The sequence below is a fragment of the Rhodobacteraceae bacterium D3-12 genome (genome assembly GCA_025916135.1).
Lineage (GTDB): Bacteria > Pseudomonadota > Alphaproteobacteria > Rhodobacterales > Rhodobacteraceae > JAKGBX01.
Window position 1 is genome coordinate 2765719 of record CP104793.1, and the last position, 15558, is coordinate 2781276.

Consider the following 15558-nt stretch of genomic DNA (forward strand, 5'->3'; position numbering starts at 1 on the left):
GCAAGCCGCGCAGGCGGCCTGATCACGCGCGCGCCGCGCCGTGCAAACGCCGCTTATCCGCCCTGATAAACCGCGCTCACCTCTGACCGGATGATCCGCGCAATCAACGCACATTCCTCAAGCGTAAAGGTCAGCGGCAAGCGCATATCCATGATCGCCCGCAAGACCCGATCGCTCACCGGCATCCGCTCGGCCTTCACATAGCGCCAAGAGTCATAGCGGCTGGTAAACCCTTCGGGCTCCGCCCCGCCGAACCACTTCAACTCAACGCCTCTTGCCGCACAGCGGGCCCGCAACTCCGCGATCTTCTCATCCGCCCAATCCAACAGCAAAAACTGGATCGACGAGCCAACGAAATACTCCTCTTCCGGCCGCTCGACCACGCCAAGCCCCGCCACCCCGCGCAGCCCCTCCTCGACCACGCGATACCGCGCATTCCACGCCTCGCATTGCGCCTCAAGCCGCCGCAACTGAGGCCGCAAAATCGCCGCCCGCAAATGATCCATCCGCCCCGACACATTCGGCGTGTCATATTTCACCCGCTCGAACACCTCTGGCGATGGCGCCGCGAGATGCCGCTCATAAAGCATATAGGACCCCGACAGCATCACCGCCCGCGCCGCGACCTCCTCGTCATCAGTGACAAGAAAGCCTCCCTCGCCAGAATTGAGATGTTTGTAGGTCTGTGTCGAATAGCAGCCGATCACCCCATCCGTGCCGCTCAACCGCCCGCGCCACCGCGCGCCCATCGTGTGGGCGCAATCCTCGATCACCTGCACACCATGGGCGGTGCAAATCTCCATCACCCGGTCCATATCCGCTAGATGGCCGCGCATATGGCTCAGCATCAAGATCTTCGCCTGCCCCTTGGCCGCCTGCGCCTCAAGATCCTCAAGATCAATGGTCAGCGCCTCGCTCACCCCGACAAACACCGGCACCGCGCCCACGCTCGCAATCGCGCCGGGCACCGGGGCCAGCGTGAAGGCATTGGTCAACACCCGGTCGCCCGGCGCCACCCCCAAGGCCCGCAAGGCACAGGCCAGCGCATAGCCCCCCGACGCCACGGCGAGACAGTATTTCGCCCCCATCGCCTCGGCGAACTCCTGCTCCAACAAGGCGACCTCTCCGGCCTCGCCCTCGGCGACGTTATAGCGGTGCAAACGCCCGGTTTTCATCACCCTGACGGCGGCCTCAATGGCCTCATCCGGGATTGGTTCCTGCTGCGTGAAATTGCCATCAAACTTTTCCATGCCGCCTTAATGCGCCGCGCCCGCGTGCCCGTCAATGTCGCATCCCGCCCGGTGAATTGACGCAAATGTCCAAGGAAACAGCGCCAAACCCGTGCACACTGTTTCTATGAGCCATCCCGACCCCATCGCTTTTATCCACGAGTGCAACTGGAGCGACCTGCCCGCAGATGCGCAAGTGATGACGCGGCTCAACCTGCTTGACCTTACCGCGATCGCCGCCGCCGCCCAAACCACCCGCCTGACCGAGCTGATCGCCGCCCATGCGGCGCACCAATTCGCAGGCGTCCAGCCGATGCTGTTTGACCCAAGAAGCGCCTCGGCTGCGGGCGTTGCCCTTGCGGCGGGTATGCGTATCGACAGCCTTGATGGTCACGACGGTTTTAATCCGGCCAAGGGGCATATCGGCTGTCCGCTGCTGCCCGCGCTCCTAGCGCTTGCGCCGGCTGACCTTTCGGGGGGTGCGTTTTTGACCGCCCTCGCGATGGGCTATGAATTCGGCGCGCGCGCCTCGGTGGCGCAACATGCCACCGCGCCCGATTATCATACCTCCGGCTCATGGGGGGCGGTCACCGCCGCCGCCGCTGGTGCGCGGCTGCTCAAGCTCGACAGCCAGCAAACCCGCCACGCCCTTGGCATCGCCGAATACCACGGGCCCCGCAGCCAGATGATGCGCTGCATCGACCATCCTACTATGGTCAAAGACGGCTCTGGCTGGGGCGCGATGGCGGGCGTGTCCGCCGCGCTGCTTGCACAATCGGGCTTTACCGGCGCGCCGTCGCTGATCACCGAACAGGCGCAGGACCACTGGGGCGACCTTGGCGCGCGTTGGTACGTGAGCGAGCAATACTACAAACCCTGGCCGGTCTGCCGCTGGGTCCAAGGCCCGGTTGAGGCGCTGCTTGCCCTGCGCTCTGCCCATGGCGTCGCCGCCAGCGATGTCGCCAGCATCGAGATCGAAACCTTTCACGAGGCTGTGCGCCTCGCCACTGCCAGCCCCAAAACCACCGAAGAGGCGCAATATTCTACCTCTTTCCCCTGTGCTCTGGCGCTGGTCCATGGCGATATCCGCCCCGAACATCTGCGCGATGAGGCCCTGCAAGAGAGCGAGACCCTACGCCTGTCACAGGCCACGGTCATGCGCGAACATGCCCACGCCAATGCTTATTTCCCGCAGCAGCGCTTCGCCCGCGTCAGCCTTGGTCTGCGCAATGGCGCACGGCTCAAGACCGACTGGATAGAACCGCGTTGGGGCCCGCAAAATCCGCCCCGCGCCGCCGATCTCGAGGCCAAATACCGCGCCTATGCCACGCCCATCCTCGGCCCCGCCCGCGCCGAGGCGATTGAAACCACGATTGCAACGCTTGAAACGCGGCCCTACGCCGACCTTGGGCAATTGCTCATGGCGCCGACCTGAGGCCGGTTTGGAGGGGTGCGCCTGTGGTTGGGACGGGAGCGAGGGGCCAGCCCCTCGCGCTCCCCGGGATATTTTTGGTCAGATGAAGACACAGAGCGCAAGCCTCAGGCCAGCAGACGCGCCACCACGCCCGGCAGGTCTTCGTATCGCTCAAGCAAGGCTTCCGGGTTGAGCGCGGCCATATCCTCGCCCGAGGGGCCGAAGGTCACAAGGATGCTTGGCACCCCGGCTGCGCGCGCGGTGTTGCGGTCGGTGTCGCTGTCGCCCACCAACAGGCAACGCGCCGGATCGCCGCCCGCCCGCCGGGCCGCTTCGAACAATGGCTCGGGATCTGGCTTGCGCACCGGCAAGGTATCCGCCCCGACCAGCGCCGCGAAGGCATCGCGCACGCCCAAGCCCTGCAACAGCTGATCGGCCAGTCCTTCGGGTTTGTTGGTGCAAATCCCGACGCCGAACCCTTCGGTTTTCAACGCCTCGACGGCCTCCATCGCACCGGGATAGAGCACCGTGTGGCGGTCGATCTCGCCGGCGTAGGCCTCTAACAGCTGCGGATACCAGCGGTCGATCTCGGCCTCATCGGCCGTGCCGATCCGCCCCAGCCCCAGCCGCAGCATCGCCTTGCCGCCGCGCAGCGCCGTGCCTGCATCGCGGCCCGCGTCCAGCACATCGCCCGCGCCCAACGCGCGAAAACACGCATTCGCCGCCGCGATCAAATCGCCGCTGGTGTCCGCCAACGTGCCATCAAGGTCGAAAATCACCGTTCTCATCTGCTCTCCTTTGCGCCGCCTCCGGCGCTTTTCCGCCGCCCTGCGTTACAGTCCGCAATCTATGTTGAACGCCCCGCCCCTTGCCACACGCCCGTAACCGGATAAAACGGGCCACACCGAAAATAACAAGAGAAACCTTGATGAGCACCGCCTTGATCGTCCTCGCCGCTGGCATGGGCACACGGATGAATTCCGACCTTCCCAAAGTCCTGCACAAAGTCGCTGGCGCGCCTCTGTTGGTTCACGCAATGAAATCCGGCGCGGGCTTTGCCCCCGATCGCACGGTGGTCGTCGCCGGTCACGGGGCCGAGCAGGTCGCCGCCGCCGCCCGTGCGTTTGACGAGAACGCCGAGGTTGTGTTGCAAGAGGAACAGCACGGCACCGGCCACGCGGTTCAAATGGCCGAAGACACCCTCAAAGGGTTCACCGGCGACGCCATCGTGCTCTATGGTGATACGCCGTTCATCCGCCCCGAAACGCTCGCTGATATGGCCGCCGCCCGCGCCGCCCATGATGTGGTGGTGCTGGGGTTTGAGGCCGCCGATCCCGGCCGCTATGGCCGCCTTGTCATGTCTGGAGACCGGCTTGAAAAGATCGTTGAGTTCAAAGACGCATCGGATGATGAACGCGCCATAATCCTTTGTAATTCCGGCGTTATCATGGTCGACGCCGGAACGCTCTTTTCCCTGCTGGCCGACGTCTCCAATGACAACGCCAGCGGCGAGTACTACCTCACCGACATTGTCGCCATCGCCAATGCGCGCGGGCTTTCGGCCACCTCTGTCACCTGTGACGAGGCCGAAACCATGGGCATCAATTCGCGCCCGCAACTGGCCCAGGCCGATGCCGCCTTCCAATCGCGCGCCCGCGCTGAGGCGCTTGAAAACGGCGTCACGCTCGAAGCGCCAGAGACGGTCTTTTTCGCCCATGACACCGTGATCGGGCGCGATACGGTGATCGAACCCAACGTGGTGTTCGGCCCCGGTGTGACCGTCGAAACCGGCGCCCATATCCGCGCTTTTTCGCACCTCGAAGGCTGCCATGTCTCGCGCGGCGGCGTCATCGGCCCCTATGCCCGCCTGCGCCCCGGTGCCGAACTCTCCGAAGACGTGCACATCGGCAATTTTGTCGAGATCAAAAACGCCACCCTCGCCGCCGGGGCCAAGGCCAACCACCTCAGCTATATCGGCGATGCCGATGTTGGCGAGGCCAGCAATATCGGCGCAGGCACCATCACCTGTAACTACGACGGCGTGATGAAACACCGCACAACCATCGGCGCGCGCGCCTTTGTTGGCTCCAACACGATGTTCATCGCCCCGGCCACCCTTGGGGACGAAGCGATGACCGCCACCGGCACCGTCTTTACCGGCGACGTGCCCGACGGCGCCATGGTCATCGGGCGCGCCGAGGCACAGATCAAGCCCGGATTTGCGCGCAAATTCATGCAGATGCTCAAGGCCAAAAAGGCCCGGCAATCGAAAGATGAGGATAGCTAAATGTGCGGGATCATCGGCGTTCTGGGCAATCACGAGGCGGCCCCCTTCTGGTCGAGGCGTTAAAACGCCTTGAATACCGCGGGTATGACAGCGCCGGGATCGCGACCCTGAACAACGGCACCCTTGCCCGCCGCCGGGCTGTGGGCAAGCTGGTGAACCTTTCGGATTTGCTGGTGGTTGATCCGCTGGCGGGCAAGGCTGGCATCGGCCACACCCGCTGGGCCACCCATGGCGCGCCCACGGTCGATAACGCCCACCCGCATCGCGCCGGCTCTGTTGCGGTGGTCCACAATGGCATCATCGAAAACTTTCGTGAGATCCGCACCGAGCTGGCCGCCAAAGGCATCGGATTTGTCACCGAAACCGATACCGAAACCATCGCCCTTCTGACCCAGCATTACCTGACCGAGGGGCTCTCGCCGCGTGATGCCGCCGCCAAAACCGTCTCGCGACTGCACGGCGCCTATGCGCTCTGCTTTCTGTTTGACGGCGAAGACGACCTGCTGATTGCGGCCCGCCAAGGCTCGCCCTTGGCCATCGGCCACGGAGATGGCGAAATGTTCATCGGCTCGGACGCCATCGCGCTGGCGCCGATGACAAATCGGATCACCTATCTCGAAGAGGGCGACTTTACCGTCGTCACCCGCCAAAGCGTTGAAATATTTGACAAGACCGGCACCCGCACCAACCGCGAAATCCGCACGGTCAAGACCGAGTCGCCCGCGTCGACAAGGCCGGGCACAAGCACTTCATGGCCAAGGAGATCGCCGAACAACCCGCCGTGATCGGCGCGGCGCTGGCGCAGTACCTGTCCGCTGACGGGCAGAGCATTACCCTGCCGGGGGCAGACATTGACTTCACCGCGATCGACCGCCTCACCATGGTCGCTTGTGGCACGGCGTTTTACGCCTGTCTCACGGCGAAATACTGGTTCGAGCAAATCGTCGGCATCCCCGTCGATGTCGATATCGCGTCCGAGTTCCGCTACCGCGAACCGCCCATCCCGGCACGCACCGCCGCGCTCTTTGTCTCGCAATCGGGCGAAACCGCCGACACGCTCGCGGCCTTGCGCTTTTGCAACGGGCGCGCTGCCACGATCCTCTCGGTGGTCAACGTCCCCGAAAGCTCGATCGCGCGCGAAAGCGATGTCGCCCTGCCCATCCATGCCGGCGCTGAAATCGGCGTCGCCTCGACCAAGGCGTTCACCTGCCAGCTCACCGTGTTGCTGCTGCTCGCGCTCAAGGCCGCCCATGATCGCGGCGTGATGGACGCCGAAACACTGGCCGACCACCTGTCGCAATTGCGCGGCCTGCCCGCCGCCTTCAACACGGCTCTGCAAGACACCAGCGCCATGGCCAATGCCGCGCAGCAATTGGCCGATGCCCGTGATGTGCTCTTTCTTGGGCGCGGATTGATGTATCCGCTCGCGCTGGAAGGCGCGCTGAAACTGAAAGAAATCAGCTATATACACGCCGAAGCTTATGCTTCAGGCGAGCTCAAGCACGGCCCCATCGCCTTGATCGACACCCAAGTCCCGGTGGTCGTCATGGCCCCGCGCGACGGCTTGTTCGACAAGACCACCTCGAACATGCAAGAGGTCATCGCCCGCGGTGGCAAGGTCATCCTGATCACCGACAAAGCGGGGGCGGGCGAAGCCTCGGGCGACGCTTGGATCACCCTCGTGATGCCGCAAATTTCCGATGTGCTCGCGCCCATCCTCTATGCCCTGCCGGCACAGCTTCTGGCCTATCACACCGCCGTCGCCAAAGGCACCGACGTCGACCAACCCCGCAACCTCGCTAAATCGGTGACCGTAGAATGACGCTTGATGACGCCCTCGCCGCCCTGCATGCCCATATCGAACCCGGCCGCGCCGAGGGGCAGGCAAAATATCACAAGCAAACCCGCGTCGTTCTGGGTATCCCCAACCCGGCGCTGAACGCGCTGACCCAATCCTGGCGTCAAACTCTTGAGGTCGAGGCGCGAACCGCCCTCGCCCGCGATCTGTGGAACAGCGATATTTTCGAGGCCCGCATCGCCGCCGCCAAATTGCTGACCCAAGCCCGCCTGCGCCCCGACCAAGGCGCGTGGGAGCTGATCCAAAGCTGGGTGCCGCAATTTGACAGCTGGGCCATCGCCGATCACGCCTGCATGGCCGGTCAGAAGCGCCTGCTCGCCGATCCCGCACGCATTGACACGGTCGAAGGCTGGACCAAGTCCGAGCACATGTGGACCCGCCGAGCAGCGCTCGTCATCACCCTGCCGTGGACAAAACAGAACCACCCAAAAGCGGCAGACCTCGCCATCCGAGACCGGGTGCTGGGATGGGCCGCCGGTTACGTCGATGACCCGGACTGGTTCATTCAAAAGTCGGTGTCTTGGTGGCTACGCGACCTCTCCAAACACGACCCCGCGCGCACCGTTGCCTTTCTCGACACCTATGGCGCGCGAATGAAACCCTTCGCCCGCAAAGACGCCGCTCGCAAACTGCCCTAACGGGCCGTTTTTCGTCACGAAAAACGGTCAAAAATCCTTCGAGGATTTTCACCGCCCACCCGCAGCCGTATCACCCAAAATTTCTCAAAGAAATTTTGACCGAATTCCGCGACGGAATTCGCCCACCGCGCGCTGCATTAACTGAATCCGCCGTTAACCTTTTGCGCCACAACCGGCAGCCGGGAGTCAGCCGGATGTCAGCCGAGAGTCACCCCCCTGACCGCATGCATGCTTCGCGCCATTAACCCGCCTGAACGGCGCGTTTACTCGCTGTAAACATCCACTTCCGGCAATTCGGTCAACGGCGCTTCAATGACCCTGAGCGCGGCCAATGACATACGGCTTCCCGCCGTCGCTGGCCCCTCGATCGGGATCAACTCCAATTGCACCGCTTTGCCATTCGCCGGATACACCACCCGCCCCTTGGAAGGCTTTGAAACCAATGGCGTTTTTATCCAGATCCCCGGATCGCTCGGATCGCCCAACGACGCGACGGTGCGCCCCAGCAACTTGCCCTGCCCGCTGCTCTGCGCCTTTTTGGCGGCGGCCTCGGCGGCTTGCTTTTCTTGCGTTGTCGTGGTGTCAAACTGCGCCACGGTGCGCGCTCCGGCGGGCGGCTTCGCCGCGCCTCCCCCGCTGGCCGGGCCACCGGGCGCACTTGTCCCGCCCCGTCCAAAACCGGGCTATCCGTTTGACTTTTCTGCATAACCCCCGCGCATCCCGCAAGGGTCACCAACACCGTCATCGCACCAATCTCATGTTTCATGCCCCCAACCTATGCCCTTCTTGTGGCGCTATCAATCTCTCTTGAGCCCCCTTGCGCGACCCTTCGCCGGAGCCTAGTCTCGCGGGATCATGACAGCACCCCTGATCGACCCATTCCAGCGCCCGATTTCATACCTTCGCCTCTCGGTGACGGACCGTTGCGATTTCCGCTGCACCTATTGCATGTCGGAAAACATGACATTCCTGCCCAAACGCGACCTGCTCACCCTCGAAGAGCTTGACCGCCTCAGCAGCGCGTTCATCCGCCTTGGCGTTGAAAAACTGCGCATCACCGGCGGTGAACCCTTGGTGCGCCGGGGCATCATGTCCTACTTTCAATCCATGTCGCGCCACCTTGAAAGCGGCGCGCTGAAAGAGCTGACGCTGACCACCAATGGCAGCCAATTGCACCGCTTTGCCAAGGACTTGGCAAGCGCAGGCGTGCGCCGCGTCAACATCTCGCTCGACACGCTCGACCCCGAAAAATTCGCCCGCATCACCCGCTGGGGCAAGCTTGAAAACGTCATCCGCGGCATCGACGCCGCTCAGGACGCCGGCCTGCGTGTCAAGCTGAACGCCGTCGCGCTCAAGGGCTTTAATGAGGATGAGTTGGTCTCGATCACCCAATGGTGCGCCTCACGCGATATGGATCTCACGTGGATCGAGGTGATGCCGATGGGCGAAGACATCGGCGCCGACGACCGCCTCGGCCAATACTGGCCGCTCGAGGATCTGCGCAAGACGCTGTCGAATCACTACACGCTGACCGACCTTGCCGAACGCACCGGCGGCCCCGCCCGCTATGTTAAGCTTGAGGAAACCGGTCAGAAGATAGGCTTCATCACGCCGCTAACGCATAATTTCTGCGAAAGCTGCAATCGTGTCCGCCTGACCTGCACCGGAGAGCTTTACATGTGCCTCGGACAAGAAGACATGGCCGACCTGCGCGCGCCTCTGCGGGCTTCGGAAACCGACGTGCCCCTCGAAGACGCGATTCGCGCCGCGATCGAGCGCAAGCCAAAGGGCCACGATTTCGACTATTCGCGCCAGAACGTCGCCGGCACCATGACCCGCCACATGAGCCACACTGGCGGCTAGAACGCTCCGCTACTGCCCCTTGAAATTCGGATAAAAAATGCCGCCTCAGGCTTGACCCAAGGCGGCTTTTTTCAACGCAAAACCAGAAACTTATGCCGCCGGCATCCGCTTCTCGACAACCTCGGCATACCACGAAGACCCGGCGGGAATCGCCTCGTCGTTAAAGTTATACTTCGGATGGTGCACCATCGCCGTGTCACCATTCCCGACAAGGATGTAAGCTCCCGGACGTTCTTCCAGCATAAAGGCGAAATCTTCCCCCCCATGACAAGCGGCGCTTCCTCGCATCCGCCGGAAATGGACTTGGCCACCTCGACGGCAAACTCGGTCTGCTCGCTGTGGTTCGCCATCACCGGATAGTTACGGTTATAATCGACCGTAACGCTGCCGCCGAATGTCGTCGCAATCCCTTGGCAAATCTCGTTGATCCGCTTCTCGGCAAGGTCGCGCATCTCGGCGCTCATTGTCCGCACTGTGCCCTTCAACTGCACGGTCTGCGGGATCACGTTATAGGCTTTCGATCCGGTCTCGAAGGAGGTCACCGAAACGACAACCCTGTCGATCGGATCGGCATTCCGGCTGGCAATTGTCTGCAACGCCAACACCGCCTGAGAGGCCATGACCGTGGTGTCGATGGTTTCATGCGGCTTGGCGGCATGACCGCCCAACCCTACGAAATCAATGGTGAAAAGGTCCGTGGCGGCAAAAAATGCACCGTCCCGGATGGAAAATGCGCCCACTGGCTTACCAGGCCAATTGTGCATCCCGTACACCTCGTCGATGCCGAATTTCTCCATCATGCCGTCGTCGCACATTTCCTTGCCACCGCCGCCGCCTTCTTCGGCGGGCTGGAAGATCATCACTGCTGTCCCGTCAAAGTTCCGCGTTTCAGAAAGGTACTTCGCCGCACCTAGCAGCATCGCAGTATGCCCGTCATGGCCACAGGCATGCATCGCGCCCGGCGTCTTGGACGCGTACTCCACCCCGGTGTCCTCATGGATCGGCAATGCATCCATATCCGCGCGCAGCCCGATCACCTTGCCGGACGCATCCGACTTGCCCTTGATCACGCCAACAACGCCGGTGCGCCCGATCCCCGTAACCACCTCATCACAGCCGAATTCCTTGAGCTTCTCTGCCACCAAAGCGCTGGTGCGGTGGGTTTCAAACAGGATTTCGGGGTGCTCGTGAATGTCGCGCCGCCAGGCGGTGATTTCATCGTGCAATTCTGCCAATCGGTTCTTTACGGGCATGATCAGTCCTCTCGCTTCATATGGGTTTTAGTCCAGCGGCATCCGCGTCTCGGCCATTTCAACAAACCAACTCGCCCCATAAGGGATCGTCGCGTCGTTGAACTCATAAGCAGGGTTGTGCAGATCGGCGCTGTCTCCGTTGCCAACAAACAGGTAAGCGCCGGGACGTGCAAGAAGCATCTCGGCAAAATCCTCGCCGCCCATCGACGGCTCGATGTCGCGGTGGGCAACGCCGCAGACCGCTTCGGCCACTTGCGCGGCCAACTCCGCTTCCTTGGCGTGGTTGACCAAAGGCGGCGGGCCGGGCAAATGCACCACCTCTGCCTCGGCGCCATAGGCCTCTGCCGTGGATGTGACCAACTGCTCAATCCGCGCTTTCACCTTGGCCTCCGTGGCTTGATCAAACGTGCGCACTGTGCCTCGCAACCGCACAGTGTCAGGGATCACGTTGTAGGTGTCCGTCTCGGTGCGAAAGCCACAAACAGACACCACAACATGGTTCAGCGGGTCGATATTGCGCGACGCAATCGACTGTAATGCCACCACAATCTGCGCCGCAACCAAGGTGGTATCGATCCCCTTATGCGGCATCGCGCCATGCCCGCCCTTGCCCCGCACGCTCACTTCAAACTTGCCCGGTGACGCCATCTGTGGCCCGGCGCGCACGGCAAATTCGCCCACCGGCAAACCCGGCCAATTGTGCATGCCATAAACTTCCTCAACACCCCAGCGGTCCATCAACCCGTCTTCGATCATGGCCAGCGCCCCGCCGCCACCCTCTTCGGCGGGCTGAAAGGCCAACACCACGGTGCCTGCGAAATTGCGCGTCTCGGCCAAATATTTCGCGGCCCCCAACAGCATCGCAGTATGCCCGTCATGGCCACAGGCGTGCATCTTGCCCGGAACGGTCGACGCATGCGCAACCCCCGACGCCTCGTTGATCGGCAGCGCATCCATATCCGCGCGAAAGCCCAAGACCCGGCCCGCGCCCTCGCCTTTGCCCTTGCCACGGATCACCCCGACAACCCCGGTCTGGCCAAAGCCGCGCACCACCTCGTCACAGCCGAACTCTTCCAGCTTCCCGGCCACGAACGCGCCGGTTTCATGCTCTTCAAATCGCAATTCGGGATGGGCATGCAAATGTCGTCGCCACCCTGATACTTCGTCCTGCATCTCGGCAAATCGGTTGCGCACCGGCATTGGTTTATCCTTCCTTCAGGGTCTCAAGCAGGCGCTCCATGAAACGATGCCCCGCATTGAATTGTGCAACAGTTATAAACTCGTCCGGCTGATGCGCCTGCTCAATATTGCCCGGCCCGCAGATCACAGCGGAGTAGCCCGCCTCCTGAAACTGCCCCGCTTCGGTGCCATAGCTGACCACATGGCTGGCGTTGTCTCCGGTTATGCGCCGCACCAGCGCCTCGGCCTCGCTCTCGGCTTCGGGCTTCAACCCCGGAACATCAAAGAGTTCATCAACTTCGATGCGCGCACTTGGGTGGACCGCCTGCATTTCGGCCTCGACCCGGCGCACCTCTTCGTCGTAACGCGCGCGCCACATGTCGCCGCTTTCGCTGGGCACCATGCGAAAGCCCATGACGAATTCACAATCCTTGGCGGTGATGTTGTTCGCCGTGCCCCCGGTGACCGTGCCGACATGGGCGTTGGTCCATGGCGGCTCAAACTGGGCGGCCATCGCATCGGGCGTTTTGGCCATGTTCTCTTGGTTCACCTTGTTGGCCCAATCAATCAACCGCGCGCCCTGCATCACGGCGCTCACCCCGGTGTGGGCAATGCTCGAATGCACCTCGAAGCCGACAACCCGCGTGGCAAGACCAATGCCGCCCTTGTGGCCGGTGACCGCCTGCATCATCGACGGCTCGCCCACAATCACCGCGCTCGCCTTGGGGAGCGGCCCCTGCATTGCGCGGATCATCGGCGGCGCGCCGGTACAGCCCACCTCCTCGTCAAAGCTCAGCGCGATCTGCAAAGGCCGCACCACGCCGCTTTTCTTCGCCTCGACCAAGGCCCAAAGCGCCAGCGCGTCAAACCCTTTCATATCACAGCAACCACGCCCGAAATATTTGCCGTCCCGCTCAACCACCGTGAACGGATCGCTGGTCCATGGCTGGCCATCCACCGGCACAACATCGGTATGCCCCGACAGAATCACGCCGCCTTCGACCTCGGGGCCGACATGGGCGAACAAAGCGGCCTGCGCGTTATCCTCTCGGTAATACCTATGACAGATGATGCCATGGCCGGTCAGATACGCTTCAACCCAATCCACAAGCGGCAGGTTGGAGTCGCGGCTGACCGTGGGAAAGCTGACCAGCTTTTCCATTATTTCATATGGGGTGAGTGTTTGCATGCTTGCGCGTCCCTGTTCGTCTGTCCCTTGGGACAAAAGATGCGCATAAAGTCACGCGTCTATCGCGAACATGCAACCGCAATCGCATCGTCTGCGGCCTGCCCCGCCGTCACCGCTGCGTTATGCGGCACCGGCGCAAAACGAAAAACCCCCGCAGGCCTGCGCCAACGGGGGTTCACATTTTCAAAGCTGAACGCTTGGCTCAGGAATCGTCGGTCGTGGTGATAACGATCGCCAGAGCAACAGCAGCAACAGCCGCAACACCAGCACCAGCCGCGCCCAGGCCAAGACCACCTTGGGTCGAAACGAACGGGTCAGATGTGGTTTTGGTTTTGTCATCAGCCAGCGCCGGAGCAGTAGCGACAACGCTTGCAAGAAGTGCAGCAACAGCAATTTTCTTCATTGGATGTCCTTTCCTATACCATACTATACATGCGCAAACATCCCATAGGATCGAACACACATACAAATCAGCCCTTAAAATAACACAATAATGACGATTTGCAATCAACGATCTGACGCGCGCGCCAATCGGCAAAAACCTGTCGCTCAATAATTCATCGGGTGCCGAGTTTAGAAGTCGCCGACAGCTTCCCTCGGCGCATTGCCTGAACCCCGGATCAATACCCGCTGTCGGTGGTCAGGATGAAATGCCCCGGCGACACCTCTTCATACACCGATGGTTCCGGCTCATAGCTGACCGGGTGAATGGGCGAAGGTATTGGCTTGAAATTCAAATCTTTTTCCGACTTTCTGCGATGAGGATCAGCAATCGGAACCGCCTTCATCAAGGCCTGCGTATAGGGGTGGCGCGGGTCTTCGAACACCGCCCGGCGCGGCCCCCTCTCAACGATCCGGCCCAGATACATCACGCCCACGTCATGGCTCACCCGTTCGACCACGGCCATGTCATGACTGATAAAGAGATAGCTCAGGCCCAATTCCGCCTGCAACTCCATCATCAGGTTCAAGACCTGCGCCTGCACGCTCACGTCCAGCGCGCTCACCGCCTCATCTGCCACAATCAACTTGGGGTTCAACGCCAGCGCACGGGCGATTGCCACCCGCTGGCGCTGTCCACCAGAAAGCTCATGCGGAAACCGTCTCAGGAACGAACGCGGCAGCTCGACCCGGTCGAACAACTTCGTCACCCGGTCATGCAATTCCTTGCTGTTGTTCACCCCGAAATTGCGCAGCGGCTCGGCCACTTGATCCATTAGCTGCATCTGCGGGTTCAGGCTGGCAAACGGGCCCTGAAACACCATCTGCATGTCTGCCCTCGCCTCGCGCAGAGCCTTGGTATCAAGGGCCATCACGTCCACACCATCAAGCGTGACATGCCCCTCCTGTGGCTCGACCAACCGCATGAGCGAGCGCCCAACCGTCGATTTCCCACAGCCCGATTCACCCACGAGGCTAAGCGTGCGCCCCTTCTTCAGGGTGAACGACACATCCTCGACGGCATGAACATTGGCCACCGTGCGGCGGAAAAATCCGCCCTGCACCGGAAAGCGCGTCACAAGGTTTTTCACCTCCAAAAGCGTCTCGTCCGTGCCTTTGATCGGCTCACTGAGATGCCCTTCCGACCCCAACAGCTTCATCGGAGAAGGCAGGTCGGTGCCCGTCATCTCGCCCAAGCGCGGCACCGCCGAAAGCAGCGCCTTGGTATAGTCATGCTGCGGGTTTTCAAAGATTTCCTCGACCGTGCCCTCTTCCACCTTGTTGCCACGGAACATGACAACAACGCGGTCCGCCATCTGGGCCACCACCGCCATATCATGGGTGATAAACATCACCGCCGTGCCGGTTTCACGCTTCAAGCGATCCATCAGGGCAAGGATCTCAGCTTGGATCGTCACATCCAGCGCCGTGGTCGGCTCATCCGCAATCAACAGGCGCGGCTCACAGGCCAGCGCCATGGCGATCACCACCCGCTGGCGCATCCCGCCCGACAATTCGTGCGGGTATTGCTTTAACCGCCGCTCGGCTTCGGGGATGCGCACCTGATTAAGAAGCTCGAGCGCGCGCGCCTCGGCCTGTTTCTTGTTCATCCCCATATGCAGCCGCAACCCTTCGGTCAGCTGCCGCCCGACGGTGAACACCGGGTTCAGCGCCGTCATCGGCTCCTGAAAGATCATACCGATTTCATTGCCACGAATCGTGCGCATCAAACTCTGATCGGTTTTTGACAGGTCAACTTGCTCGCCGTTGCCGCGATCAAACAGCAACTTGCCACCGGCAATCTCGCCTCCGCCGTACTCCACCAGCCGCATCAATGACAGCGATGAAACCGATTTACCCGAGCCTGATTCCCCAACAATACAAACGGTTTCACCGGGGTTTACCGAAAACGACACGTCCTCCACCCCCAGCACCGGACCATCCTTGGTCTGGAATTCAACCCGCAGGTTTTCAATCTTGGCAATGGGCTGATCGAGCATGGTTTTCCTCTGAAATTCTGGCCTGACGGTGATGCTGGGATGCTGAAGGCCCGTGCCGACAAACGCTAACGACAGCGCCCTCACCCTGTCAAACACTTGTCGAATGGTGAAAAAACCGCCTTCCGCGCAGGCAAGGGTTGCTTTTTTGTGCAACTCGCATTGTGATGTGGGGCAGTCGCCGGGGTGGGTGCTGCTGAAACGAGCCGT

The 15558-nt window shown here is 61.7% G+C and carries 11 protein-coding genes and 2 pseudogenes; 5 read left to right on the forward strand and 8 right to left on the reverse strand.

Features of this window, described 5'->3' with window-relative positions; all coding sequences use genetic code 11:
* Nucleotides 1-53: 53 nt before the first annotated feature.
* Nucleotides 54-1250 carry a DegT/DnrJ/EryC1/StrS family aminotransferase gene (locus tag N4R57_13635; protein UYV36072.1) on the reverse strand — a complete coding sequence of 399 codons (1197 nt, stop codon included), beginning with the start codon at nucleotides 1248-1250 and terminating at the stop codon, nucleotides 54-56.
* 106 nt (nucleotides 1251-1356) lie between these two features.
* Here N4R57_13635 and N4R57_13640 point away from each other — a divergent pair, with 106 nt between their 5' ends.
* Entirely contained in the window at nucleotides 1357-2664 is a 1308-nt protein-coding gene (locus N4R57_13640) for an MmgE/PrpD family protein (GenBank protein ID UYV36073.1), read from the forward strand.
* A 104-nt stretch (nucleotides 2665-2768) separates the two neighbouring features.
* Here the strand turns inward: N4R57_13640 and N4R57_13645 are convergent, their stop codons facing one another.
* The gene (locus tag N4R57_13645) at nucleotides 2769-3431 is read right to left on the reverse strand and encodes an HAD-IA family hydrolase (protein UYV36074.1); all 663 of its coding nucleotides are present in this window, start codon (nucleotides 3429-3431) and stop codon (nucleotides 2769-2771) included.
* 140 nt (nucleotides 3432-3571) lie between these two features.
* Here N4R57_13645 and glmU point away from each other — a divergent pair, with 140 nt between their 5' ends.
* The 3 genes and pseudogenes from glmU (at nucleotide 3572) to N4R57_13660 (ending at nucleotide 7426) form a co-directional block, all read left to right on the forward strand.
* Nucleotides 3572-4930, forward strand: coding sequence for a bifunctional UDP-N-acetylglucosamine diphosphorylase/glucosamine-1-phosphate N-acetyltransferase GlmU (gene glmU, locus N4R57_13650; GenBank protein UYV36075.1), 1359 nt, complete (start codon nucleotides 3572-3574; stop codon nucleotides 4928-4930).
* Nucleotides 4931-6752 (forward strand): annotated as a pseudogene (glmS, locus tag N4R57_13655) (glutamine--fructose-6-phosphate transaminase (isomerizing)).
* Nucleotides 6749-7426: a DNA alkylation repair protein gene (locus tag N4R57_13660; GenBank protein ID UYV36076.1), complete on the forward strand. Its 678-nt coding sequence runs from the start codon at nucleotides 6749-6751 to the stop codon at nucleotides 7424-7426. Before glmS ends, N4R57_13660 begins: the two are co-directional and overlap by 4 nt.
* 263 nt (nucleotides 7427-7689) lie before the next feature.
* On the opposite strand, the gene N4R57_13665 is transcribed toward N4R57_13660, so the two are convergent.
* Nucleotides 7690-8022: a D-galactarate dehydratase gene (locus N4R57_13665; GenBank protein UYV36077.1), complete on the reverse strand. Its 333-nt coding sequence runs from the start codon at nucleotides 8020-8022 to the stop codon at nucleotides 7690-7692.
* A 259-nt stretch (nucleotides 8023-8281) separates the two neighbouring features.
* Here N4R57_13665 and moaA point away from each other — a divergent pair, with 259 nt between their 5' ends.
* Complete coding sequence (moaA, locus tag N4R57_13670; protein UYV36078.1) at nucleotides 8282-9289, forward strand: GTP 3',8-cyclase MoaA; 1008 nt, start codon at nucleotides 8282-8284, stop codon at nucleotides 9287-9289.
* A 90-nt stretch (nucleotides 9290-9379) separates the two neighbouring features.
* Here the strand turns inward: moaA and N4R57_13675 are convergent.
* The 5 genes and pseudogenes from N4R57_13675 to N4R57_13695 form a co-directional block, all read right to left on the reverse strand.
* Nucleotides 9380-10542 (reverse strand): annotated as a pseudogene (locus N4R57_13675) (M20 family metallopeptidase).
* Between the two features lie 27 nt (nucleotides 10543-10569).
* Nucleotides 10570-11742: a M20 family metallopeptidase gene (locus N4R57_13680; protein UYV36079.1), complete on the reverse strand. Its 1173-nt coding sequence runs from the start codon at nucleotides 11740-11742 to the stop codon at nucleotides 10570-10572.
* A gap of 4 nt (nucleotides 11743-11746) precedes the next feature.
* Nucleotides 11747-12910 (reverse strand): acetylornithine deacetylase, encoded by a 1164-nt coding sequence (argE, locus tag N4R57_13685; protein UYV36080.1) that lies wholly within the window; start codon nucleotides 12908-12910, stop codon nucleotides 11747-11749.
* 202 nt (nucleotides 12911-13112) lie between these two features.
* Nucleotides 13113-13313, reverse strand: coding sequence for a hypothetical protein (locus N4R57_13690; GenBank protein ID UYV36081.1), 201 nt, complete (start codon nucleotides 13311-13313; stop codon nucleotides 13113-13115).
* A gap of 217 nt (nucleotides 13314-13530) precedes the next feature.
* On the reverse strand, nucleotides 13531-15351 hold the full coding sequence (locus N4R57_13695) for an ABC transporter ATP-binding protein (protein UYV36082.1): 1821 nt from the start codon (nucleotides 15349-15351) through the stop codon (nucleotides 13531-13533).
* Nucleotides 15352-15558 lie beyond the last annotated feature (207 nt).